This is a genomic window from Streptomyces humidus (assembly GCF_014649655.1).
Lineage (GTDB): Bacteria > Actinomycetota > Actinomycetes > Streptomycetales > Streptomycetaceae > Streptomyces > Streptomyces humidus.
Genome location: NZ_BMTL01000006.1, coordinates 68365 through 91696 on the forward strand (window position 1 = coordinate 68365; position 23332 = coordinate 91696).

Below are 23332 nucleotides of genomic sequence, written 5' to 3' on the forward strand. Positions count from 1 at the left end.
CGCTCTTCGCATCCGGGCGAAAACCTCCGCAACCCCACCAACGTAGCTCAGCCCAGCACGGATGCGGCCCCCCTGAGCACCAGTCCGGCGCCGAGGACCACCACGAGGAAGGCGGACCACAGGGGCAGGTTGCGACGCACGAGCGTCACGGCCGGGTGGGTCGTCCAGCGCGGCTGCCGGTCCAGGAGGCGCGTCGCCCCCGCGCCCAGCCTGACGACGGCGAACCCGGCGGCGGTCAGGGTCAGCGCGAGACCGACGCCGTACGCGACGACGAGCAGCAGCCCGAACCAGGCCTGCCCGAGCGCGGCCGCACCGACCAGTACGACCACCGCCGACGGACTGGGCACCATGCCGCCGGCGAACCCGAGCAGGAGCGTGCCGCGCAGCGTGGGGGCGACGTCGTGGGTGTGCGTGTGGCCGCCGTGGGTGTGCGTGTGGGTGTGCTCGTGCCCGTGCCTGTCTTCGCGGTGACGATCGTGCTCGTGCTCATGACCGTGATCATGATCGTGACCGGGTTCGTGGCTGTGGCCGTGACCGTGGTCGGGCGCGTGGTCGTGATCGCGATGGGCATGGGTGTGCGCAGGGGTGGCCCCGACGAGGGCGAGTTGACGGTCCGCGGCCTTCGCGGGCTCGTGGGCGGGGGAGTGACTGCCCTGCGGGTGTGGGTGCGGGTGCGGGTGCGGGTGTGGGTGTGGATGGGCGTGTCCGTGCGCCGTGCCGGAGCCGCCGCGGCCGCGCCAGGCCCGGCGTGCGAGGGTCACACCCGCGAAGAGCACCAGCGCACCGCTCGCCAGCCCCAGCCAGGCGATCACCGAGGGCGCCGCGGCCGAACCGGCGGTGACGAGAAGGCCCAGGGCGACGACGCCGAGCGTGTGCGTGACGGTGACCGACGCGGCGAGCGGGAGCACGTCCTTCATCCGCGCCCTGCCGCCCCGGGCGGCCGCCGTCGCGGCCATGATGGTCTTGCCGTGGCCGGGGGCGACCGCGTGCAGCGCGCCGAGGCCGACGGCGATCACCAGGGCCAGTGCGGCGAACCCGAGCGTCAGGTGCTGCCGGGCGACCAGGTCGTCCAGCGCCCGTGTCCAGCGGTCGGCGCCGCGTGGCAGCACCGAGGCGGCCGGTGCGTCCCGGTTCTCCTCGACGAGCGCCGCGCCGCCCGGCCGCACCCGCACGGACGCGGTCGAGGTGTCCGCAGGAGAGGAGAGCAACTCCTTGGGGTAGCTGGTCAGTTCCCCCGACAGCGACGTCTTCGGGACGTCGGACGCGGTCAGCGTCATCCGGTCGCCGCGCGCGGTGATCTCCCGCCAGCCCGGCCCCGAGGAGACGCCCGCGCTGTGGAAGCCGACGGAGACGGTGTCCCCGTCGGCGACGTCGGACATCGGGGCGGTCAGCCGGCACTCGACGCGCAGCGTGTCGAGCCCCGCCTGGCCGGGCCGCACGGTCGCCTTGCTCGCACCCGGCGTGAGGGTCACGGCACGGCCGTCGACGGTGAGCCTGCTGCCGGAGGCGGCCGCGGCGCAGCGCTCCCGGGCCCAGGCGCTCATCCCGAGCCGCTCGATGTCGGGCTTCGCCTGGGTGGCCGGGATCTCGGCGAGGTCCTCGACGTGGTGGACCCGCAGCTGTCCCGGGGCGGCGACGAGACCGTCGTAGCGGTTGACGGTGAAGTTGCCGAGAGGGTGCGCGCTCGCGCCGGTGGAAGGAACCAGCACGAGCGCGCAGCCGGCCGTGAGCACGGCCGCGCAGGAGGCCAACAGGCGACGGGTGCTCACTTGTTCGCCTCCAGCGTCGTGAGGGCCGCGCGGGCGTGACGGGCCCCCGGCGGCGAGAACCCGGGGTTCAGCTTCAGGGCGGCGGCCAGGTGGGCACGGGCCTCGGCGGGGTGGCCTGTGGCCTGCTCGATCACGCCGCGGTGGTAGAGGAAGGCCGCGTTGCGGTAGCCGGTGGCCGTGGCCTGCCGGGCGTAGGGGAGGGCCTCGGCGTCCTTGCCGTTGACGTGCAGGGCCCAGGCCAGGGCGTCCGCCGTGTGCACGGTGTGCCGGCGGGACCAGTCGTCGCGGGCCGCGCGCAGGGCCGTCGCCCGGTCGCCGTGGTCGGCGGCGGCGAGCGCGGTGTCCAGGTCGGCGTTGACGCCGTTGGCGCGGGCGATCGCCGTCCACGCGTCGACGAGCGCGTACTGCTCCGCTGCCTTCTCCTTGTCACCCGCGCCGCCCCGGGCCTCGTACAGCTCGCCGAGTTCCACCAGCGGTCCGGGGAGCGGATAGCGGGCGACGATCAGCTCCAACCCCTTGAGGGCCTGAGCCGATTGTCCGCTCGCTGCCTGGGCGCGGGCACGGCCCTCCAACGCGGGGAGGTAGTTCTCGTCGGCGGCGAGGGCGCGGGCGTAGTGGGTGAGGGCGTCGGCGTAGTCGCCCTGGTTCCAGGCGAGTTGGCCGAGCTGGGCGGCGACGTAGGCGATGTCGCCGGGCGAGGTGGACGCGGCGAGCGCCCGGTCCAGGACCCGGCGGGCGGTGGCGACGTCGCCGCGCAGCTCGTGGACGTAGGCGTAGCGGGTGAACACCGGCACCCCGGGCCGCCGTTGGTCCGCGACCTGTACGGCCGCCTCGGCGTCGTCGTAGCGGCCCAGCTCGACGAGGGCGTCGACACGGGAGCACAGGGCGCGTTCGTTGTAGGGGTTCTGCTTCAGGGCCAGGTCGGCCAGGGCCAGGGCGTTCGCGAAGTCGTGCCGCGCGGCGGCGAGGGCGGCCCGGCCTGCCAGGGCCTGGTCGTTGTCGGAGCGCAGGGAGAGGGAACGCTTCAGGGCCTGCTCGGCCTGCGGGTACCGGGAGGGGTCTCCCTTGGTACGGGCCTGCTCGACGTAGGCCAGCCCGAGGGTGGCCCAGCCGCCGAAGTCCTTCGGCTGGGCTCGCAGATGGGCCTGCAGGGCCGTGATGCTCGCGTCGAGGTCGCCGCTGGCGAGCAGGCCGGGGGACACCGCCGCGGCGGTCGTCACGGGCATGTCCCGTCCGTCGCGCGCCGCGCCGACCGCGATCGCTCCGGCGGTCAGCGCCACGGCCAGCATGGCCGCGCAGGCGGTGAGCTGGGCGGCCCGCCAGCGGCGGCCCGCGGCCCCTGCCCGCCGCACGGCCGCGACACGTTCGTCGGCGCCGGCCCCGGCCGTGTCGCGCTCATCCGCGGCCGCGTTCTGGTCCGCGCCCGCGTCCGCTCCGACCACGTCGTCACGGGCGTCGCCGCCGCCCGCGCCGGCTGCGACGTCGGATGCGTCCCCGACGAGCGGGCCGGCACCGGGTTCGGCACCGGCCTCCGAGCCGGCTGGACCCTCGACGTCCGTGTCCGCGTCCGCGCGGTTCTGCGCATCGGTGGTCCCGGCGTTCGGACCGGAAGCGCTCTTTGGAGCGGAGGGGGGCTCGGGCGCCGCGGCGGTGGCCGGCGCCGGCTGTCCTTGGTCCGAGACCTGCGTGCCGGAGGCCGGTTCGCCGGAGACCGGCCTGCCGGTGACCGGTGCCGGTCGGGCAGAGGCCGGTCGGGTGCGCTCCGGTTCGCCGTCGTTCGTCCGCGGGGACATGCCCTCTCCTAGGTCGCCTGGGGTGGTTCCGCCTGCTCGTACGGGGGCGGCGCGGCCCGCGCCGTGGGGGATGAATACGCGGGCCGCGCCAGTCGGTGGGGCAGGGCCGGGGAGTGCAGGATTCTCCCCGGCCCGCTCAGGGGCGAGGGCCTAGTAGGCCCGTCGCCGGCCCCGCCACCACATCAGGCCGCCGCCGATGAGGAGGATGCCCGCAGCGCCGGCGCCCGCGGAGGACGCGATCAGCGCGGTGTTGTCGTCCGTGCCCGTGAGGGCGTCACCGAGCTGGCTGCGGACGGCGGCGTTCTTGGCGCTCGAACCGCGCGAGCCCTCGGTGGGCAGAGCGACGTAGGGGAAGGACTTCTCGAAGTTCTTGTCGTTCTTGTCGACCGCGTCGCCCAGGTCGTTCTTGGAGCCGACCAGCTCGCCCTCGACGACCTGCAGCGAGGCGTCGATCACGTCGTCGGTGAGGCGACGGCCGTTCGGGAAGCCCGCGTTGTCGCCGTCGAGCACGCCCAGCCGCTTGGGGTGCATGCTCGGCTTGATCGAGGTGTTGAGGCGCAGCTCCTCCGAAGGCGTCACGTACGGAGGCTGGTTGAGGCCCTTGACGCCCTTGAGGAACACGTCGACGAGGTCGTTGCGCGGCTCGGCCGGCGCCTTGATCTTGTAGATCGCCTCGATGAGCTTGGGCAGCTCCGGGTTGGTGACGTTCTTCAGGAACTGGCCGTCGTCCTTGGGCTGGGACGCGTTGAACTTGTCCTTGTCCTTGATCGGGTTGACGACCTCGTTGACCAGCGGGCTGCCCAGGCGCGACACCTGCGTGTAGTAGCCCTGGGCGTTCTCGCGCTGGGTGGTCGACCAGATGCCGACGATCGGCTGGTGCTTCGCCTCGGTGATCATGTCGCTCGGGACCTGCAGCGCGATCGAGTTGACGTTGTAGCCCTTGAGCGTGTCGTTGCCGACCTCGGACAGGTCGCCGCCGTACAGCAGGTCGAAGACGCGCAGGTCGAGGAAGAACGGGTCGTCGGCCTGGCCGGCGAAGGTCTTGGCGCCGTTGGGAAGCTTGTAGATCGCCTGGTCGCGCAGCTTCTTGTAGTTCGGCATCGACGCCTTGCCCACGTTCGACGGCGCCACCGGCACGTCGTCCGCGATCTTCGTCTTGTGCTCGACCTTCCCCTTCTTCAGCTTGAGCAGCTCGAGGTCGTACGTCTGCGTCACGTTCAGGTCGGGGTCGTACAGACTGTCGACGGCGCCGGTGTTGTAGAGGAACGTCTTCTTGTTCTTCGTGTGCGTCTTGAACGTGTACCGGAAGGTCAGATCCTCCTTCGCGTCGCCGTTGTTGTCGATGTGCAGGTCGTACTGGGCGTCCTCGGCGAACGGGAAGAAGTTCGGGCCGCCCGCGGGCTCCTCGAACGGGATCCAGTTCGCGACGATCGTCGTCGTGTCCGGATGGTCCGGGCTGACGAAGGCGTACACGTCGGTGTTGTCGTACTGCGGGGTGCCCGAGATGAGAGGAGCCTCACGGTGGCTGGAGGCGTAGGCGGCCCCCGGGGCCAGCGCGGCGGCGCCGGCGGCTGCGAGCCCCCCGGCGGCCAACGCACCGCATATGAGGGTCGCCACGCTCCTGCGTCCGTTGCCGTTCCTGGAGAAAGCTGTCATGCCGTCCGTCCTCTGTGCCAAGTTGCCTGACGGACAGTGATACGGAACGGAGGGCGGGTTCGGATTGGTCCGGAGCGAAAAACTTTTTCTTTCCTGCTCACCCGCGTTTTCGCCGCTCCGATCCGTACCCATCCACCGGAGGTGTGTTCGTTTGCGGATGCCTGGTGTGACGGGGCGGCCCGGATGCGGCGGTCGCAGAGAGGGGAGCGGCATGGAGGCGGACGAGCTTCTGGTGCTCGTGGCAGGGGGCGACCAGCGGGCGTTCGAACGGCTCTACGCCCTCGTCTCCGGGCCGGTGTTCGGGCTCGTGCGCCGGGTCGTCCGGGATCCCGCGCAGTCGGAGGAGGTCGCCCAGGAGGTGCTCCTGGAGGCCTGGCGCTCCGCCGGCCGCTTCGACCCGAACCGCGGCAGCGCCCTCTCGTGGATCCTCACCCTCGCCCACCGCCGTGCCGTCGACCGGGTGCGCAGCGCCCGCGCGGCCGTCGACCGCGAGCAGCGCGAGGCCTCGCGCTACCACGATCCCGCCTTCGACCAGGTGGCGGAGGAGGTCGAGGCGGGACTGGAGCGGCAGTTGGTCCGTCGCTGCCTGACCCGGCTGACGGCCCTTCAGCGGCAGTCCGTCACCCTCGCCTACTACGACGGCTACACGTACCGTGAGGTGGCCGACCGGCTCTCGCTGCCCCTGGGCACGGTGAAGACACGGATGCGCGACGGGCTCACGCGGCTGCGCGACTGCCTGGGAGGCGCCGCATGAGTCTGTTCGGCCTGTTCCGCCGCGGGGACCTGCACTCGCTGGCCGCCCCCTACGCGCTCGACGCCCTCGACGCCGACGAGCGCCGCCGCTTCGAACGGCACCTCAGCGGCTGTGACCGCTGCGCCGCCGAGGTGCGGGCGATGACCGAGGACGCCGTCCGGCTGGCCTGGTCGACGGCCGCCCCGCCGCCGGCCGCGATGCGCGAGCGGGTGCTGGCCGCCGTGCAGAGAACCCCGCAGGAGACGTCGCGTGCGCCGGTGCGGGACCGTTCACCCCAACTGCCCCCGCACGTCTGGGGCACGCAGCCGCCGCCCAGACGCTCCCATGCGCCCCGCGCGCGCCGCCCGCTGTTCGTGCCGCTGGCGACGGCCACCGCCGCCGCGGCCCTCGTGGTCGCCTCCCTCTTCGCCGTCCAGGCCGGACGAGCCCAGGACCGACTGGCCGCCGAGCGCGCCCAGGCACGTGAGATCGCCCACGTTCTCGCAGCTCCGGACGCGCGGGCGGGCAACGGGAAGGCCGCCGAGGGCGGCAACATCGGAGTGATCGCCTCCGCTTCGGAGGGGCAGGCGATCGTCACCTTGAGCGGATACGACGCGCTGCCCGCCGGGCGGGTGCATCAGCTGTGGCTCATGCGCCCGGACGCGCAACCGCGCTCCCTCGGCCTCCTCGCGGGTGACACGCCCCTGGTCGCCACCGGTCTCGACAAGGCGGCGACGTCACTCGCTGTGACCGTCGAGCCGGCCGGGGGATCGCGGCAGCCCACTACACAGCCGGTTGTCCAACTCACCCTGAAATCGGTCGGATTCGGAGAGTGATCGGGGAGGCTTCGTCAACCCCCTTACGGGGAAGGTGAATCACGTGAGCTCGATACACGTGTGCCGCGACGGGGCGATAGGGTTACCCTGCCCGGGCCGGGTGACTCGTACGGGTGGGGAGTGACATGGAACAGATAACGATGCAGAGCAGGGCGCGGGTTCCTGCGATCACCTGCGGGAGCAGCGCGACCAGTTCGCGCCTCGACCGCCATCTCTCGGTGCTGGCGGGTCCCGCCATACCGCAGCGGGAGACGCTCGAGGCGACCTCGCTCATGCGGGAGCTGACCGCGCGTGAGCCCGTGCGCGACCACGGTTCCAGGACGACCCGGGCCCGGGTCAGCCGCGTCTCGCTCTTCGCGCCCCTGCGTCGACTGCGCCGCTCCCTGTTCGGCGGCAACAAGCACTGACCGGCCGGCACGTCGTCATGTACTGAAGTCCTGAAGTCCCGTGCTCAGGCGGCCACACCGTCCCGGCGCAGCGCTGCGATCTCCTCGTCCGTCATCCCCACGGCACGAAGCAGCGTTTCGGTGTGCTCCCCGAGCGCGGGCACGTCCCCCATCCGTGCCTCCGCCCCGCCCGGCAGCGTGATCGGGGGCAGCAGCGCCCGCAGCGGTCCCACCGGCGTCCCCACCTCCCGCCAGCGCTCACGGGTCGCGAGCTGCGGATGCTCCGCCACCTCGTGCAGATCCCGCAGGCGCGCGCACGCGATGCCCGCGCCCTCCAGCCGCGCCAGCGCCTCGTCCGTGCTCAGCGCGCCCAGCGCCTCTGCCACCAGGGCGTCCGTGCGCTCCCGGTTCGTCACCCGCGCCGCGTTCGTCGCACAGGCCGGATCCGTCGCCAACGAGGGCTGTCCGAGCACCCGTTCGGCCAGCCGCCGCCACTCCCGGTCGTTCTGCACCGACAGCAGGACCCGTCCGCCGTCGGCCGTGGCGTAGGCGTCGTAGGGCGCGATCACCGCGTGTGCGAGACCGGTGCGGGCCGGGGCTGCGCCGCCGTGCATCGTGTGGTGCAGGGGGTGGCCCATCCACTCGGCGAGCGAGTCCAGCATCGACACCTCCACCGGACCGCCCCGTCCGGTCGTGCCCCGCCGCACCAGCGCGGCCAGCACGCCGGAGAAGGCGTACATGGCCGCCGCGATGTCCGCCGCCGGGATCCCCGCCTTCACCGGCTGTCCGGGCGTCCCGGTGACCGCGACCAGCCCCGCCTCGCACTGCACGAGCATGTCGTAGGCCCGCTTGCCGGCGTAGGGGCCGCTCGGTCCGTACCCGGAGACGTCCACCGCGACCAGCCGCGGATGCGTCGCGCACAGGGTGGCCGCGTCCAGGCCCAGCCGGGCCGCCGCACCCTGCGCGAGGTTCTGCACGAAGACGTCCGCGCCGGCGATCAGCCGCCGTACGACGTCCAGCCCGCGCGGGTCCTTCAGGTCCAGCGCGATGGACTCCTTGCCCCGGTTGCACCACACGAAATGGGAGGCGAGGCCGCCGGCGGCGGTGTCGTAGCCGCGTGCGAAGTCGCCGCCGTCGATCCGCTCGACCTTGATCACCCGGGCGCCGAGGTCGGCGAGCTGCCGGGTCGCGAACGGCGCCGCGACGGCCTGCTCGACGGCGACGACGGTGAGCCCCTCCAGAGGCAGGGGCAGGGGCGGGGGGAAGGACAGTGGCCGGGGCGAGGGCTGAGCGGGCTGGTCCATGAGGGGGATCATGTCCCCTGCCCGGTCGTTCTGTCAGCCAGGGCGGCCCTCACCCCGCGCGTACCGCCGCGCGGGCGGGCCGTACGCACGGCGACCGGCGGTGCGAGAGGGCTCCTCCCCGCGCGGAACGAGGGAGGCGTCGAGGAGGCCTGCCCGCAGGGCCGTCCGCGCGCCCTGACGCCCCTGGCCGCTCCTCCCGGCGTCCGCGACCCCGTCTCACAACAGCGCGAACTGGCCCTCCGGGCCCTCCTCGTGATGGTCCAGCACGGTCGCCGGGCGACGCGCCGAGGCCGGGACCGGCAGTACGCCCGCCGCGCGCAGCTCCGCCGTGGTCACCGTGTCGGTCGCGTCCCACTCCGGGCGCCGGGCACGGACCTCGGCCAGCAGGGTCAGCACGGTGATCAGTTCCAGCAGCTCGGACGTCCAGGTCTGCTGCCAGGCCGCCGGGCGGATCACCGCCAGGGCGCCGGACCCGGCGCCCTGCGCCGTCCGCGCCGTGAACCACCGCTCCAGCACCCGGGCCCCGCCCGCCTCGAAGTCCCAGGCCTGAGTCGGGACGGGGGAGATCCGGCCCTCGTCCAGGTGCAGGGTCTCCTCGTCGCGGTCGTAGCGAAGGGTCACGGGGCGGGCCGGGAGCGGGGCGCGGACATAGGGCCGGCGCCCGCCGGGGAGTCTGGGCCGCTCGCCGTCGCGGCGCAGCAGCCGGAGCGCACGTCGGCCCGACTCCACCCCCTCGGCCCAGACCTCGGGGTCGCGGGTGAGCGGGACGGTGAGGTCGGGACGGACGACGGTCAGGGTCCAGGCCAGGAAGTCCACTGGATCGGGGGAGTGGCCCAGCCGACGCAGCAGGTCCGGCAGGCCCGGCGCCAGATTGGGTTCCTCGCCGCCGGGCCGCCGGTACAGGGGCCGGATCCGGCCCGGCCGCACCAGCGGGAGCAGCGAGGACACGAGGAGGGACGGCTCCGGCGTCTCCACCACGAAGACCTGCCGCTCGTCCGCCACCCGCCACAACTCCGGTCTGGCCGCGTCGATGAGGCGCTGGTCGGGGATCAGCCACTGCTCGTCGAAAGGCGCCGCCAGCACCCGCACCGGCTCCGGACAGGGGCCCGAGGCGCGGACCAGCTTCTCCGTCCCGCCGGCGAGACCGGGCAGCTGTCCGACGGCGGAGTGCAGGGTGCGCGAGCGCGTCGGCTCGAACAGGGCCTCGCGGTCCGCGCCGTCGGCCTTCAGCAGAGCGTCCCAGCGGGCCTTCAGTGCCGCCGGGTCGGGAGCCGCCGGCCACCCCCGGCCGAGCCGTGGCGGTGCGACGGACCACGGCATCAGGTCCGCCAGCGGCGGAGCGTCGTCGGGCGTCACGCCGGGCATCGTACGACGCTTCGCAGACGGCGCGTCATGTCGCGTCCAGCGTCACGGTGAAGGAGAAACGGTCGCCCCGGTAGTGGATGACGGCCGCGTCGAGGACCCGGCCCGAGGTGTCGTGGGTGACCCCCGTGTAGTGCAGGATCGGGCTCAGCAGCGGGACCCGGAGCAGCCGCGCCGTCTCCGGGTCGGCCAGCCGTGCCTCGACGGTGTCCGTGATCCTGCCGATGTCCGCGCCGACGACGTCCCGCAGCACCTTCGTCATGGGCCAGCGGACCAGGTCGTCGGGGTCGATGCGGGCGGCCAGCTCGGGGCGGACGTAGTTGCGGGCGTGGTTGGTGGGCTCGCCCGTCTCCTCGTCGCTTCTGAGACGGTGGTAGGCCGCCACCTCCGTCAGGTCCGGGAAGTGCTCGGCGAGCTCGGCCGGGACGGCCGTGCGGCCGTGCTCCAGGAGCTCGGTCGTCATGCCGGACTGCTGGGCCACGATCGCGTCGACCGAGCCGAGGAGCCGGACCGGCGCGCCCCGCAGCGCCGTCGGCTCGATGAACGTGCCACGCCGGCGATGCCGGGTGATCAGCCCCTCGTCCTCCAGCTCCTTCAGCGCCTGCCGCATGGTCAGCACGCTCACCCCGTAGTGCCCGGCCAGCTGCTCCTCGGTCGGCAGCCGGAGCGGGTCGCGGGGCGAGCGGCCGAGTATCGAGGCGCGCAGCGACTGCGACACCTGGTACCAGAGCGGCAGCTTTCGGGTGAGGACGATCGAGTCCGGGGCGAAGGAGGTCACGGGCTATCCGTACCGGTCGGCACCGTTCAGTGCAATGTGTCGTCGGAGCGCCGGAAGTGGCGTTCGAGGCCCTGCCAGACGTCGTCGTAGCGCTGTTGCAGATGGTCGGCGCGGGCGGCCTGCGGGGTGAGGACGAGCGGCCGTCGCGTCTCGAACATGAACGCCAGCCCGTCGTCGACCTTCTGCGGCCGCAGTTCGGCGGCGCTGGCACGGTCGAAGGTCTCCCGGTCCGGGCCGTGCGCCGACATCATGTTGTGCAGTGAACCGCCGCCCGGCACGAAGCCGCCCTTGCCGGCCGTCTTGGCGTCGTACGCGCCCTCGATCAGGCCCATGTACTCGCTCATCACGTTGCGGTGGAAGTACGGCGGCCGGAAGGTGTCCTCGCCGACCAGCCAGCGCGGGGCGAAGACCACGAAGTCGACGTCCGCCAGGCCCGGCGTGTCCGAGGGGGACGTCAGCACGGTGAAGATCGACGGGTCGGGGTGGTCGTAGGACACGGTCCCGATGACGTTGAAGCGGCGCAGGTCGTAGACGTACGGCGTCAGGTTGCCGTGCCAGGCCACGACGTCCAGCGGGGAGTGGTCGTAGGTCGCGCTCCACAGGTGGCCGCAGAACTTGTTGACCACCTCGACCGGGCCCTCGACGTCCTCGTAGGCGGCGACGGGCGCCCGGAAGTCCCGGGGGTTGGCGAGCCCGTTGGCACCGATCGGCCCGAGGTCGGGGAGACGGAAGTGGGCGCCGTAGTTCTCGCAGACGTAGCCGCGTGCGGCCGGGCTCCGCCCGCCGTCCGGCGCGGTGTCCGGCAGCTCGACGCGGAAGCGGACCCCGCGCGGGACCAGCGCGACCTCGCCGGGCTCGGCGTGCAGCACTCCGAACTCCGTGCGCAGCAGCAGCCCGCCCTCCTCCGGGACGATCAGCAGCTCGCCGTCGGAGTCGCCGAAGACGCGGTCCATGGAGGCGTTCGCGTGGTACAGGTGCACGGCCATGCCGGTGCGCTGGGCCGCGTCGCCGTTGCCGCCGAGGGTCCACAGACCGGCGAGGAAGTCCGTGCCGGCGGGCGGCTCGGGCAGCGGGTCCCAGCGCAGCCGGTTGGGGTCGGGGACCGTCTGGCCGAAGGGGCCGGTGCGGATCGCGCCGTCGCCGGACCGGGTGAACGCCGGGTGCGCGGCCGAGGGGCGGATCCGGTACAGCCACGAGCGGCGGTTGTGGGCGCGCGGCTCCGTGAACGCCGTGCCGCTGAGCTGCTCCGCGTACAGCCCGAGGGGCGCGCGCTGGGGGGAGTTGCGGCCGTCCGGCAGGGCGCCCGGCACCGCCTCGGAGGCGTGCTCGTTGCCGAACCCGGAGAGGTAGGCCGGCCCCTCGGCCGTCTTGCGTGCGTCCCCGCTGTTCATCGTGGCTCCCTTGCCGACTGATTCCTGTGCATTACCGTAGGATTGCGGTTTCCCGGACGCAAGAGGGTCGTGGGTCCTCCTCTCGTAGGACGATCACGGCACGGCCGGAACCAGACTTCAGGGGGATCCGTGTGCCGGGCCGGTGCTCTAGTGTCCCGATCATGTCGTGGACGCGTACCCTTCCCGCCGCGCTCGCGGTCTGTGTCCTGCTGCTGGCCGGGTCCGTGGGCTGCGGCTCCAGCGGCGCGCGCGACGGTGGGAACGCCGCATCGCCCGCGCCCGTGGGCAAGGTGCTGGACCACACCGACGGCGACGGGCGCCACTACCGCGAGGTGGCGAAGAAGGGGGCGCCCGAGGTGGGCGTGGAGGTCCAGCCGGACGCCCACGGCGGCTGGGACGTGCGGGTGAAGCTGGCGCGGTTCCGGCTCTCGCCGACGGGGACGCCGCGCGAAGCGGTCACCGGCCGCGGCATCGCCCGGCTCTACGTCGACAGCCGGTGGGTCGTCGACCTGCGCAGCCCCTCGTACCGCATTCCGGCCGGCTATCTTCCGCACGGCACGCACGAGGTGACCGTCCGCCTCTACGCGGACGACGCGACGGTGTGGGCGGTGGAGGGCAGGGCGGTGGAGGCCACGGCGGACGTCACGGCGTCGGAGCAGTCGGCCGCAGCCTCTCCGGGCGTCTCTCCAGGCGGATCGCCGACCGGATCGCCGTCGGGGGCGCCGACCGGATCGCCGTCAGGGCCGCCGTCCTCCTGAGTGCATCGGGCACCTTTCTCCGTACACCGGGGTGAGGTTCACCCGGACGCGGCGGAAAGGCATCATGAGGTCCGTGCCCCAAGCGACATCGCTCCGTCGTGCGCCCGTGCAGCGGCGCAGTGCCGAACGGCTGGCCAGAATCCTCGACGCCTGCGCCGACCTGCTGGACGAGGTCGGCTACGACGCGCTGAGCACCAGGGCCGTGGCCGAGCGCGCCGGCGTCCCCATCGGCTCCGTCTACCGCTTCTTCGGCAACAAGCGGCAGATGGCCGACGCGCTCGCGCAGCGCAACCTCGAACGCTACGCCGAGCGCGTCACCGAGCGTCTGAAGGGGGCCGGCCGGGGGGACTGGCGGGCCGCCATGGACGCGGTGCTCGACGAGTACCTGGCCATGAAGCGCACCGCGCCCGGCTTCTCCCTCGTCGACTTCGGCAACCAGATCCCGGTCGGGGCCCGGCACGCCGAACCGAACCACCGCGTCGCCGACCGCCTCACCGACCTGCTCTCGGACCACCTCGTCCGCGCTCCCGACGACGACCTGCGCCGCACCTTCCTGATCGCCGTGGAGGCCGCCGACACCCTCGTCCAGCTGGCCTTCCGGGTGGATCCGCAGGGCGACCCGAAGGTGATCGACGAGACCCGCGAGCTGCTGCGCGCGTACCTGGCGCGGACCCTGGACTGACGCCCCCCGGCCGACCCCCTCCCCAGAGGGCATACCGCTCGGTATGCTGATCCGGGACCAGGCAATGCCGGCCCCAGGAGGACCCGTGTCCCGCACCGCCCTGCGAATCTGCCCGTTGTGCGAGGCCACCTGCGGGCTCACGCTCACCATCGAGGGGACGAAGGTCACCGGCGCCCGCGGCGACCGGGAGGACGTCTTCAGCAAGGGTTTCATCTGCCCGAAGGGCGCCTCCTTCGGCGCCGTGGACGGCGACCCCGACCGGCTGCGGACCCCGCTGGTGCGCAAGGACGGGGAACTGCGCGAGGCCACCTGGGAAGAGGCCTTCGACGCCGTGGCCGCCGGGATCCGGCCGGTCGTCGAGCGGTACGGTGCGAACTCGGTGGGAGTCGTCCTCGGCAACCCCAACGTGCACACCATGGCCGGCGCGCTCTACCCGCCCGTGCTGATCGCCGGCCTCGGCACCCGCAGCCTCTTCACCGCCTCCACCGTCGACCAGATGCCCAAGCACGTCTCCAGCGGACTGCTCTTCGGCGACGCGGGCGCGATCCCCGTGCCGGACCTCGACCGCACCGACCACCTCCTGCTCATCGGCGCCAACCCCCTGGAGTCCAACGGCAGTCTGTGCACCGCGGCCGACTTCCCGGGCAAGCTCAAGGCGCTGAAGGCCCGTGGCGGCACCCTCACGGTCATCGACCCGCGCCGCACCCGCACCGCCAAGCTCGCCGACCGTCACATCCCCGTCCGGCCGGGCGCGGACGCGCTGCTCCTCGCCGCCATGACCCACGTCCTCTTCGACGAATCCCTCGTCGACCTCGGCGAGTTGACGCCGCACGTCGAGGGGATCGCCGAACTCGCCGAGGCGGTGCGGGAGTTCACCCCCGAGGCGGTCGCCGACGCCTGCGACGTGGAACCCGCGCTGATCCGCACCCTGGCCCGCGAGCTCGCCGCCGCCCCCACGGCCGCCGTGTACGGCCGCATCGGCAGCTGCACGGTCCCCTACGGCACCCTCGCCAGCTGGCTCGTCGACGTCCTCAACATCCTCACCGGCAACCTGGACCGGCCCGGCGGCGCGCTCTTCCCGCAGGCCGCCACCGGCCGCACCCCCCGCCCGGCCGGCCCCGGGCACGGCTTCCAGCTCGCGCGCTGGCACTCCCGGGTGAGCCGGCACCCCGAGGCCAAGGGCGAACTGCCGCTCTCCGCCCTCGCCGAGGAGATCGACACCGCCACCGACGAGGGCGAGCCGATCCGGGCGCTCGTCGCGGTGGCGGCCAACCCGGTCCTGTCCGCCCCGGACGGCGACCGGCTCGACAAGGCCCTCGACGCCCTCGACTTCATGGTCAGCGTCGACCCCTACCTCAACGAGACCTCGCGCCACGCCGACGTCGTGCTGCCCCCGCCGCCGCCCTCGCAGAGCCCGCACCACGACTTCGCCTTCAACGCCCTCGCCGTGCGCAACCAGGTCCGCTACACCCGTCCGGCCGTCCCGCTGGAGCCCGGCCGGATGGCCGAGACCGAGATCCTCGCCCGGCTGACCCTGGCCGCCACCGGCATGCACGGCGCCGACCCCCGCGCCGTGGACGACCTGGTCGTCGGGCAGACCCTCGGCAAGGCGGTCGGCGACCCGCACTCGCCCGTGCACGGCCGCGACCCGCGCGAACTCGCCGAGCAGCTCACCGGCGACACCGGCCCCGAGCGCCGCCTGGACATGATGCTGCGCCTCGGTCCCTACGGCGACGGCTTCGGCGCCCGCCCGCACGGACTGAGCCTGGCCCGGCTGCTCGCCGCCCCGCACGGCATCGACCTCGGGCCGCTGCGCCCGCGCCTGCCCCAGCCGCTGAAGACCCGCAGCGGCCGGATCGAACTGCTGCCGCAGCCGATCGTCGACGACCTCCCGCGCCTGCGGGAGGGCATGCGCCGGCGCACGGACGGACTCGTCCTCGTCGGCCGGCGGCATCTGCGCTCCAACAACAGCTGGATGCACAACGTCCCGGCCCTCACCGGCGGCACCAACCGCTGCACCCTGCACATCCACCCCGAGGACGCCGAGCGGCTCGGGGTGCGCGACGGAGCGCCGGTGCGGGTCAAGGGCGCCGGGGGCGAGGTGACGGCGCCGGCCGAGGTCACCGACAGCGTGCGCAGGGGCGTCGTCAGCCTGCCGCACGGCTGGGGCCACGACCGCCCCGGCACCCGCCTCAACCATGCCGCGGCCGACCCCGGCGTCAACGTCAACCAGCTCCTCGACGGCAGCCTGCTGGACCCGCTGTCGGGCAACGCCGTCCTCAACGGAGTGCCGGTGGACGTCGCCGCCGTGCCGGCCCCGTGAGCCGAGTAAAGCTGTGACCTGGAGTTTTGCGCTTATTGCTCGCAGGTCAACGTCTTGTTAACACCGTTTGAACGGACCTAACGTCATCCCACCGCCGACCCCCAGGTGGGATGTTCAAGGGCGAACGTTAGGTATCCATACATGCTGACCATCCTCGGCTTCGCCATGATCGCGACCTTCCTGGTCCTGATCATGCTGAAGAAGATGTCGCCGATCGCGGCGCTCGTGCTGATCCCGGCGCTGTTCTGCGTCTTCGTCGGAAAGGGCGCCAAACTCGGTGACTACGTCCTCGACGGCGTCACCGGCCTCGCCCCGACCGCGGCGATGCTCATGTTCGCGATCGTCTACTTCGGTGTGATGATCGATGTCGGCCTCTTCGACCCGATCGTCCGGGGCATCCTGAAGTTCTGCAAGGCCGACCCGCTCCGCATCGTCGTCGGCACGGCGCTGCTCGCCGCGATCGTCTCCCTCGACGGCGACGGCTCCACCACCTTCATGATCACCGTCTCGGCGATGTACCCGCTGTACAAGCGCCTGAAGATGAGCCTGGTCGTGATGACCGGCGTCGCGGCCATGGCCAACGGCGTGATGAACACGCTGCCCTGGGGCGGCCCGACCGCCCGTGCGGCCACCGCGCTCAAGCTCGACGCCAGTGACATCTTCGTGCCGATGATCCCGGCCCTGGCCGTGGGCCTGCTCTTCGTCTTCGTCCTCTCCTACGTCCTCGGCCGCCGCGAGCGCACCCGGCTCGGCGTGCTGACGCTGGACGACGTGCTCGTGGAGGGGCGCGTCCAGGAGAAGGAGACGGAGAAGGCCGAGCAGACCGAGACCGTCCTCGTGGGCGCCGGCGGCTCCGGCCCGGGCACGACCCGCGCCTCCGCCGGGGGTTCCGGTGCGGCCGTCGACCTCGGCGACGACGACGAGAGCGAGGACGGCTTCCAGGGCCTCGACCCGCAACGGGCCACCCTGCGCCCCAAGCTGTACTGGTTCAACGCGCTGCTCACGGTCGGACTGCTGACCTCCATGATCATGGAGTGGCTGCCGATCCCGGTGCTGTTCCTGCTCGGCGCCGCGCTCGCCCTGACCGTCAACTTCCCGCACATCCCCGACCAGAAGGCGCGGCTCGCCGCCCACGCGGACAACGTCCTCAACGTCTCCGGCATGGTCTTCGCCGCCGCCGTCTTCACCGGGGTCCTGCAGGGCACCGGCATGGTCGACCGCATGGCCACGTGGATGGTGGACGTCATCCCCGCGGGCATGGGCCCGCACATGGCACTGGTCACCGGCGTCCTGAGCCTCCCGCTCACCTACTTCATGTCCAACGACGGCTTCTACTTCGGTGTCCTGCCGGTCCTCGCCGAGGCCGGCGCGGCCCACGGCGTCACCCCGCTGGAGATGGCCCGCGCCTCGCTCGTCGGCCAGCCCCTGCACATGTCGAGCCCGCTCGTCCCGGCCGTCTACGTCCTCGTCGGCATGGCCAGGGTCGAGTTCGGCGACCACACCCGGTTCGTGGTCAAGTGGGCCGCCTGCACCTGCCTGGTCATCCTCGGCGCGGGCATCCTGTTCGGGATCATCTGACCCCGCTGTGGAGGAACTTGTGAGGCCCGGTGGGAACCGCGGCTGGCTGCTCCGTCTCGTCATCGCCTTCGGCTTCGCGCAGGGGGCGGTGTCGATGGCCCGGCCGGCAGTCTCCTACCGGGCCCTCGCGCTGGGCGCGGACGAGCGGGCGGTCGGCGTCATCGCGGGCGTGTACGCCCTGTTGCCGCTCTTCGCCGCCGTGCCGCTCGGGCGGCGCACCGACCACGGCCGCTGCGCACCCCTGCTGGCCGTCGGCGTGGTCCTGATATCCGGTGGCTGCGTGCTGAGCGGTGTGGCCGGCTCGTTGTGGACCATGGCTCTGTGGAGCGGGGTGACGGGGCTCGGCCATCTCTGCTTCGTCATCGGCTCCCAGTCGCTCGTGGCACGTCGGTCCGCGCCGCGCGAACAGGACCGCGACTTCGGCCACTTCACCATCGGCGCCTCCCTCGGCCAGTTGGCCGGCCCGGCCGCGGCGGGAGCGCTGATCGACGGCGCCGACATGGCGCGCAGCAGCACACTGGCCCTGCTCGTCGCGGGCGCGGGCTGCGCCATGGCGTTCACCTCGCTGTGGCGCGTCGAGCACCGCGACACCGCGCCCGGCTCCGGCTGGGGGCCGGGCGACCGGGTCCCCGTCGGCCGCATCCTGCGCGCGCGGGGCGTCCCGGCCGGCATCCTGATCAGCCTTTCCGTGCTGTCCGCGACCGACGTCCTCACCGCCTACCTGCCGGTGGTCGGCGAGCACCGGGGCATCGCGCCGGCCGTGATCGGCGTGCTGCTCAGCGTCCGCGCCGCGGCCTCCCTGGCGTGCCGGCTCGTCCTGACCCCGCTGCTGCGGCTGCTCGGCCGGACGGTTCTGCTCCGCGTGACCTGTCTGGCGGCGGCCCTGCTGTGCGCGGGGGTCGCGCTGCCGACACCGGTCTGGGCGCTGGGCGTGATTCTCGCGGCGCTCGGGTTCTGCCTCGGGGTCGGGCAGCCGCTGTCCATGACGACGGTCGTCCAGGCCGCACCGGACGGGGCCCGCTCGACCGCCCTCGCGCTGCGTCTCACCGGCAACCGGCTCGGTCAGGTCGCCGCGCCGGCCGCCGCCGGTCTGGTGGCCGGGGCCGCGGGGGTGGCCGCGCCGTTCGTGATGCTGGGGGCGCTGTTGCTGCTGTCGTCGGGGGTGGCCGTGCGGTCGTCGGGAGATCCGCGGGGGGACGAGGGTACGGGCGCGGTCGGGCGCGGCCGCCGGGCCGAGGCGGGGTTGCGCCGGTCGAGCGACGTCTGACGGCGCGTCGGGCGACGGTCCTACCATCGCGGGCGTGGATGTGAAAGAGAGTCAGGTGCAAAGGCGTTTTGTATGAAAATCGTCCTGACTCGGAGGAATGCGCATGTCCAGCTCGACGCTCCCGCCCGCCTTCGGCACCCGCCTCGGCGCCGCGGCTCTCACGGTGCTCGCCGCGGCGGGGTCCACCTTCCTCGCGGCACCGTCCGCCGCGGCCGTAGAGGGGGATGCCGGCGACATCCGGATCCACCGCGAGCAGGTCCCCCCCGGCGTCTCCAAGGACGACCCGGTGGCCTGCCGGTTCTACCTCGACGCCGCCAACTTCGGCGAGCTCAAGACCATCGGCTATGAGATCAAGGCGCGACCCCCGGCCTCCGACACGGCCACGGTGAGCGGCACCATCGCGCTGACCGACGGGGCCGGGCACACCGCCACGCTGGGGCTGGCCGAGGGGTCGTACACGCTCCAGTGGCCCAACCCGGCCTCCCCGGGCGTACCCCCGCTCACGCCCAAGACGAAGATCTTCAAGATCAACTGCCCCGAGGGCCAGCGCGGCCACGAGGGCCCCAACCGGCCGATCGCCGACGACGGGCGCGAGAACGCCGCCCAGAACGGTCCGAGCGGCCCGAACGGCGGCGGTCCGAACGGCGGCGGCCGGGAGGGCAACGAGCAGGGCGCCAACGGCCAGAGCGGAAACGCTCAGAGCGCCAACGGCCAGAGCGCCAACGGCCAGAGCGGGAACGGCCAGAGCGGGAACGGCCAGAGCGCCAACGGCCAGGGCGGCGGCTGGAGCGGTGAGAAGGGCGGCGGCGGTCCGGAGGGCGGCGTGCACGCCGGCGGCGGCGGCCTCGCCGACGCCTCGCACTCCTTCACCCCGCTGGCGGGGGCCGCGGCCGTCGGCCTGGTGGCCCTCGGCGGCGTCGCCTACGTCCGGTTGACCCGTCGGCGCAACCATGGTGCCGCGTAGGCGCGTACGCAGGCCCTGGTACCGGACGCGTGCCTTTCGCCTCACCAGGACGGCCGTGTTCACGGTCGTCCTGGTGACGGTCGGAGTCCGGTGCGGGGGGCACGAGGCTCCGGGCGCCGCGGCCCGGGCGGCGGCAGCCTCCGCCGACGGGGAAGGCGACCGGACGGAAGGTAAGCAGGGGGCCGGGCGGCCCGGGCCCGCGCCACGTCCGCTGCCCCGGTCTCCGGCGACCACTCTGCGCGTGCCCTCCCTGGGCATCGACGCGCCGATCGTCCCGCTCCGGCTCGGCCCCGGCCGGCACCTCGGGACGCCGCCGGTCGACGACCCCGAACTCGTCGGCTGGTACGCGGGGGGTCCGACGCCGGGGGAGCGGGGCACGGCCGTCGCCGTCGGCCATCGCGACACCAAGACCGGCCCCGCGGTCTTCGCCGGCCTCGCGCGCGTGGCGCGCGGAGCCCGGATCGAAGCGCGGCGCGCCGACGGCCGCACCGCCGTCTACACCGTGGACCGGGTACGGGTCTTCGACAAGGCCGGCTTCCCGGACAAGGAGGTGTACGGTCCGAGCAAGCGGCCCGAGCTCAGGGTCCTCACCTGCGGGGGACTCTTCCGCCGCGCTACGGGCTACACCAGCAACGTCGTCGTCTTCGCCCATCTGACGCAGACCCGCTGACGGGCCGCCGGCCATGATTTCGTCCGTCCGCGAGGCGACGGCGATCCGCCGGGAGCCGTCCTCGGCGGCCGCGCCCGAGGTGACCTGCACCTGGACGCCGCCACGGTCCGGGGCGCGCAGGCCCGCGGCCCGGCAACCGGGGAACCGGGCGGTCCGGTCTCTCCGTCGACCAGGTGTGCGGCCTGCTCCGGGCCCCTGGACGGGCCGACGACGATCAGCCTCGGCAAGCGCCCCGCGGCTGTCCGGGCCCTGCGGACCACGGGCTGCCGCGGGTGCGACAGGGACGCGAGGTGATCGTCGGGCTGCCCCAGGCGGCCTGCGACCGCATGCGGGCAGGCAAGGGCGAGCGGGCAGCGGTGATCTTCTGACGGCGTGCGTCGGGGACCGGCCCGCCGCTCCCGCGGCAGGCGGACCCCGCGGCCGCCCTCCGTGCGGCATCGCGCAGACGCCTCGCGGCGCCGCCGAGCCGTACAGCGGCCGCCCGAGCGCCGGCGCCCCGGGGCGAGTACGCGTCCCCGGGGTCGCGGATCGAGACGACACGTCGACGCGGCCGGACCTGCGAGCCGGGCCTGCGAGCCGGGTTGGCCCGCCTGGTGGCCGGGCCCGCTCGTCGGGGCAGTGCCGGCGGCGAGGCGGCCCGAGTCCCGGCGGGGCCGGCCCGGCGAGCGCGGCCGGCCCCGGCGCCCGTGCGTCCCGGTGATCATCCGCGTGTGCGTCGCCCGCGTGGTCCGGCACGCGGGCCCGGTGCTTCGACGGGCGCCGAACCGTGCTCGCCCCGCCTCCCCCTACGGCAGCTGCTCGAACTGCCGGGCGAGCCCGTCCAGCAGGGCCGTCAGACCGGTCTCGAAGGCCCGCTCGTCGATCTTCTCCTGCTGGTCGGCGAGCAGGTGGGCCTGGCCGAGGTGCGGATAGTCGGCGGGGTCGTACGCGCTCACGTCGTCGACGAAGCCGCCGGCGAACGAGCCGAGCGCGGAGCCCATGACGAAGTACCGCATCAGCGCGCCGATGGAGGTGGCCTGCGCGGGCGGCCAGCCGGCGCGCACCATCGCGCCGTACGCGGCGTCGGCCAGCCGCAGCCCGGCGGGACGCCGGCCGGGACCGCGGGCGAGCACCGGAACGATGTTGGGATGGTCGCGCAGGGCGGCGCGGTAGGAGACCGCCCAGTCGTGCAGCGCGGTGCGCCACTCGCGGTCGTCCTCGAACATCGAGAGATCGACCTGGGCGCTCACCGAGTCGGCCACGGCCTCCAGGATCTCGTCCTTCGTGCGGAAGTGGTTGTACAGCGAGGGCCCGCTGACCCCGAGTTCGGCGGCGAGCCGGCGCGTGGAGACGGCCGCGAGCCCTTCCGCGTCCACGAGCGCCCGTGCGGCCTGGACGATCCGGTCGGTGCTGAGAAGGGGCTTGCGCGGTCGGGCCATGGCGCACATAGTAGGGCTGCGCCATGGAAACTAGCAGTGCTAATTTAATGTGGAACTTCGTCGGTGAGGTGATCTCGTGGTGAATCTGGGGCTCAGCGAGGAGCAGGTGGCCGTCCAGCGGCTCGCCAGGGACTTCGTGGACCGTGAGATCGCCCCCCACGTGGTCGCCTGGGACCGGGCCGAGGAGGTCGACCGGTCCATCGTGGCGAAACTCGGCAAGATCGGTTTCCTCGGCCTGACCGTCGACGAGGAGTACGGCGGCTCGGGCGGCGACCATCTCGCCTACTGCCTGGTCACGGAGGAGCTGGGCCGCGGGGACTCGTCCGTGCGCGGGATCGTGTCCGTCTCCCTGGGGCTGGTCGCCAAGACCGTCGCGGCCTGGGGCAGCGAGGAGCAGAAACGCCGTTGGCTGCCGGGGCTGACGTCCGGCGAGTACGTGGGCTGCTTCGGACTGACGGAACCCGGCACGGGCTCGGACGCCGGGAACCTCGCCACCCGCGCGGTCCGCGACGGCGGCGACTACGTCGTCAACGGCGTCAAGACGTTCATCACCAACGGCACCTGGGCCGACGTCGTCCTGCTCTTCGCCCGCTCGACCGACGCCCCGGGCCACAAGGGCGTCTCCGCGTTCCTGGTCCCCACCGACACCCCCGGCCTGACCCGCCGCGCCATCCACGGCAAGCTCGGACTGCGCGGCCAGGCGACCGCCGAACTGGTCCTGGAGGACGTCCGCATACCCGCCTCCGCGCTGCTGGCGCCCGAGGGCAAGGGGTTCTCCGTCGCGATGTCGGCCCTGGCCAAGGGGCGGATGTCGGTCGCCGCGGGCTGCGTCGGCATCGCGCAGGCAGCCCTGGACGCGGCGGTGCGGTACGCGGGCGAGCGCGAGCAGTTCGGCAGGACCATCGCCCATCACCAGCTGATCCAGGAGCTGATCAGCGACATCGCGGTCGACGTGGACGCGGCCCGGCTGCTGACCTGGCGGGTCGCCGACCTGATCGACCGCGGCCTGCCCTTCGCCACCGAGTCCTCCAAGGCCAAGCTCTTCGCCTCGGAGGCCGCCGTGCGCGCCGCGAACAACGCCCTCCAGGTCTTCGGCGGCTACGGCTACATCGACGAGTACCCGGCGGGCAAACTGCTGCGCGACGCCCGGGTGATGACCCTTTACGAGGGCACCAGCCAGATCCAGAGGCTCGTCATCGGGCGGTCGCTGACCGGGGTTTCGGCGTTCTGAGCCGGAGCACCTGAGTACGTGTCTGAGTAGGTGCGCGGAGGTGGCGGGGACCGCCTCCGCCGAAGCTTGTCCCCATGAGTGACACACCGGTCAAGCATCAGAGCACGGCGGCGTTCTACGGACAGGCCGTCGCCTCCTTCGGCATCGCGATCGCGGCCACCGCGATCGGCATCTACAACCTCCACACCGACGCCTGGGTGCGCGGGTTCCTGGCGATCGCCGTCCTGTACCTCGTGACCTCCGCCTTCACGCTGGCGAAGGTGATCCGCGACCGTCAGGAGGCCGGGCAGATCGTGAGCCGGGTGGACCAGGCCCGCCTGGAGAAGCTCCTCGCCGACCACGACCCCTTCGAGAAGATCTGAGCAGGCACACTAAGCGGCCGCTCACCTTCGGCGGTATGGTGGAGCTCCTGTATCGAGAGGGGCGGACCAGC

Annotated in this window: 20 protein-coding genes; 12 read left to right on the top strand and 8 right to left on the bottom strand. The window is 73.2% G+C overall.

Features of this window, described 5'->3' with window-relative positions; genetic code table 11:
- Positions 1 to 47: 47 nt before the first annotated feature.
- The 3 genes from IE239_RS08295 to IE239_RS08305 form a co-directional block, all read right to left on the bottom strand.
- Positions 48 to 1769, bottom strand: coding sequence for a sulfite exporter TauE/SafE family protein (locus IE239_RS08295; RefSeq protein ID WP_190148626.1), 1722 nt, complete (start codon positions 1767 to 1769; stop codon positions 48 to 50).
- Positions 1766 to 3562, bottom strand: coding sequence for a tetratricopeptide repeat protein (locus IE239_RS08300; RefSeq protein WP_190148627.1), 1797 nt, complete (start codon positions 3560 to 3562; stop codon positions 1766 to 1768). The genes IE239_RS08295 and IE239_RS08300 overlap by 4 nt, the downstream gene beginning before the upstream one ends.
- 150 nt (positions 3563 to 3712) lie before the next feature.
- Positions 3713 to 5218, bottom strand: coding sequence for a DUF4331 domain-containing protein (locus IE239_RS08305; RefSeq protein ID WP_190148628.1), 1506 nt, complete (start codon positions 5216 to 5218; stop codon positions 3713 to 3715).
- A gap of 211 nt (positions 5219 to 5429) precedes the next feature.
- On the opposite strand from IE239_RS08305, the gene IE239_RS08310 reads away from it, so the two are divergent.
- From IE239_RS08310 to IE239_RS08320, 3 genes are all read left to right on the top strand, one after another.
- The gene (locus IE239_RS08310; RefSeq protein WP_190148629.1) at positions 5430 to 5972 is read left to right on the top strand and encodes a sigma-70 family RNA polymerase sigma factor; all 543 of its coding nucleotides are present in this window, start codon (positions 5430 to 5432) and stop codon (positions 5970 to 5972) included.
- Positions 5969 to 6787: an anti-sigma factor gene (locus IE239_RS08315; protein WP_190148630.1), complete on the top strand. Its 819-nt coding sequence runs from the start codon at positions 5969 to 5971 to the stop codon at positions 6785 to 6787. Before IE239_RS08310 ends, IE239_RS08315 begins: the two co-directional genes overlap by 4 nt.
- Before the next feature lie 125 nt (positions 6788 to 6912).
- On the top strand, positions 6913 to 7194 hold the full coding sequence (locus tag IE239_RS08320; RefSeq protein WP_190148631.1) for a hypothetical protein: 282 nt from the start codon (positions 6913 to 6915) through the stop codon (positions 7192 to 7194).
- Positions 7195 to 7238: 44 nt separating this feature from the next.
- Here IE239_RS08320 and IE239_RS08325 read toward each other — a convergent pair whose 3' ends face one another.
- The 4 genes from IE239_RS08325 to hmgA all read right to left on the bottom strand — a co-directional run bounded on the left by IE239_RS08325 (position 7239) and on the right by hmgA (position 12008).
- Complete coding sequence (locus IE239_RS08325) at positions 7239 to 8477, bottom strand: CaiB/BaiF CoA transferase family protein (protein WP_190148632.1); 1239 nt, start codon at positions 8475 to 8477, stop codon at positions 7239 to 7241.
- Positions 8478 to 8693: 216 nt separating this feature from the next.
- Positions 8694 to 9842, bottom strand: a complete 1149-nt coding sequence (locus IE239_RS08330; protein ID WP_190148633.1) for a type ISP restriction/modification enzyme — start codon at positions 9840 to 9842, stop codon at positions 8694 to 8696.
- A 25-nt stretch (positions 9843 to 9867) separates the two neighbouring features.
- Positions 9868 to 10617, bottom strand: coding sequence for a GntR family transcriptional regulator (locus tag IE239_RS08335; protein WP_190148634.1), 750 nt, complete (start codon positions 10615 to 10617; stop codon positions 9868 to 9870).
- Between the two features lie 26 nt (positions 10618 to 10643).
- Positions 10644 to 12008, bottom strand: coding sequence for a homogentisate 1,2-dioxygenase (gene hmgA / locus IE239_RS08340; protein WP_190148635.1), 1365 nt, complete (start codon positions 12006 to 12008; stop codon positions 10644 to 10646).
- A 161-nt stretch (positions 12009 to 12169) separates the two neighbouring features.
- Between hmgA and IE239_RS08345 the strand changes: the two genes are divergently transcribed.
- The 7 genes from IE239_RS08345 (at position 12170) to IE239_RS08375 (ending at position 20250) form a co-directional block, all read left to right on the top strand.
- Positions 12170 to 12766: a hypothetical protein gene (locus IE239_RS08345; protein WP_190148636.1), complete on the top strand. Its 597-nt coding sequence runs from the start codon at positions 12170 to 12172 to the stop codon at positions 12764 to 12766.
- A gap of 64 nt (positions 12767 to 12830) precedes the next feature.
- A complete protein-coding gene (locus IE239_RS08350; protein WP_190148637.1) occupies positions 12831 to 13448 on the top strand; it encodes a TetR/AcrR family transcriptional regulator in 618 nt (205 codons plus the stop codon).
- An 85-nt stretch (positions 13449 to 13533) separates the two neighbouring features.
- Positions 13534 to 15771, top strand: coding sequence for a molybdopterin oxidoreductase family protein (locus tag IE239_RS08355; protein WP_190148638.1), 2238 nt, complete (start codon positions 13534 to 13536; stop codon positions 15769 to 15771).
- A gap of 141 nt (positions 15772 to 15912) precedes the next feature.
- Positions 15913 to 17349, top strand: a complete 1437-nt coding sequence (locus IE239_RS08360; protein ID WP_190148639.1) for a CitMHS family transporter — start codon at positions 15913 to 15915, stop codon at positions 17347 to 17349.
- A 19-nt stretch (positions 17350 to 17368) separates the two neighbouring features.
- Positions 17369 to 18616: an MFS transporter gene (locus IE239_RS08365; protein WP_190148640.1), complete on the top strand. Its 1248-nt coding sequence runs from the start codon at positions 17369 to 17371 to the stop codon at positions 18614 to 18616.
- A gap of 103 nt (positions 18617 to 18719) precedes the next feature.
- On the top strand, positions 18720 to 19580 hold the full coding sequence (locus tag IE239_RS08370; protein WP_190148641.1) for a hypothetical protein: 861 nt from the start codon (positions 18720 to 18722) through the stop codon (positions 19578 to 19580).
- The gene (locus IE239_RS08375; RefSeq protein ID WP_190148642.1) at positions 19567 to 20250 is read left to right on the top strand and encodes a class F sortase; all 684 of its coding nucleotides are present in this window, start codon (positions 19567 to 19569) and stop codon (positions 20248 to 20250) included. The genes IE239_RS08370 and IE239_RS08375 overlap by 14 nt, the downstream gene beginning before the upstream one ends.
- Positions 20251 to 21035: 785 nt before the next feature.
- Here IE239_RS08375 and IE239_RS08380 read toward each other — a convergent pair.
- Positions 21036 to 21668, bottom strand: a complete 633-nt coding sequence (locus tag IE239_RS08380; RefSeq protein WP_190148643.1) for a TetR/AcrR family transcriptional regulator — start codon at positions 21666 to 21668, stop codon at positions 21036 to 21038.
- A gap of 79 nt (positions 21669 to 21747) precedes the next feature.
- Here IE239_RS08380 and IE239_RS08385 point away from each other — a divergent pair, with 79 nt between their 5' ends.
- Together IE239_RS08385 and IE239_RS08390 are read left to right on the top strand one after the other, a co-directional pair.
- Positions 21748 to 22899 carry an acyl-CoA dehydrogenase family protein gene (locus IE239_RS08385; protein WP_190148854.1) on the top strand — a complete coding sequence of 384 codons (1152 nt, stop codon included), beginning with the start codon at positions 21748 to 21750 and terminating at the stop codon, positions 22897 to 22899.
- Between the two features lie 74 nt (positions 22900 to 22973).
- Positions 22974 to 23261, top strand: coding sequence for a YiaA/YiaB family inner membrane protein (locus tag IE239_RS08390; protein WP_190148644.1), 288 nt, complete (start codon positions 22974 to 22976; stop codon positions 23259 to 23261).
- Positions 23262 to 23332: the final 71 nt, after the last annotated feature.

Coding starts and splice junctions, on each gene's coding strand:
- IE239_RS08345 (WP_190148636.1), top strand. CDS start 12,170: ATGTCGTGGACGCGTACCCTTCCCGCCGCGCTCGCGGTCTGTGTCCTG.
- IE239_RS08310 (WP_190148629.1), top strand. CDS start 5,430: ATGGAGGCGGACGAGCTTCTGGTGCTCGTGGCAGGGGGCGACCAGCGG.
- IE239_RS08370 (WP_190148641.1), top strand. CDS start 18,720: ATGTCCAGCTCGACGCTCCCGCCCGCCTTCGGCACCCGCCTCGGCGCC.
- IE239_RS08300 (WP_190148627.1), bottom strand. CDS start 3,562: ATGTCCCCGCGGACGAACGACGGCGAACCGGAGCGCACCCGACCGGCC.
- IE239_RS08375 (WP_190148642.1), top strand. CDS start 19,567: ATGGTGCCGCGTAGGCGCGTACGCAGGCCCTGGTACCGGACGCGTGCC.
- IE239_RS08350 (WP_190148637.1), top strand. CDS start 12,831: ATGAGGTCCGTGCCCCAAGCGACATCGCTCCGTCGTGCGCCCGTGCAG.
- IE239_RS08305 (WP_190148628.1), bottom strand. CDS start 5,218: ATGACAGCTTTCTCCAGGAACGGCAACGGACGCAGGAGCGTGGCGACC.
- IE239_RS08320 (WP_190148631.1), top strand. CDS start 6,913: ATGGAACAGATAACGATGCAGAGCAGGGCGCGGGTTCCTGCGATCACC.
- hmgA (WP_190148635.1), bottom strand. CDS start 12,008: ATGAACAGCGGGGACGCACGCAAGACGGCCGAGGGGCCGGCCTACCTC.
- IE239_RS08325 (WP_190148632.1), bottom strand. CDS start 8,477: ATGGACCAGCCCGCTCAGCCCTCGCCCCGGCCACTGTCCTTCCCCCCG.
- IE239_RS08380 (WP_190148643.1), bottom strand. CDS start 21,668: ATGGCCCGACCGCGCAAGCCCCTTCTCAGCACCGACCGGATCGTCCAG.
- IE239_RS08330 (WP_190148633.1), bottom strand. CDS start 9,842: ATGCCCGGCGTGACGCCCGACGACGCTCCGCCGCTGGCGGACCTGATG.
- IE239_RS08390 (WP_190148644.1), top strand. CDS start 22,974: ATGAGTGACACACCGGTCAAGCATCAGAGCACGGCGGCGTTCTACGGA.
- IE239_RS08315 (WP_190148630.1), top strand. CDS start 5,969: ATGAGTCTGTTCGGCCTGTTCCGCCGCGGGGACCTGCACTCGCTGGCC.
- IE239_RS08360 (WP_190148639.1), top strand. CDS start 15,913: ATGCTGACCATCCTCGGCTTCGCCATGATCGCGACCTTCCTGGTCCTG.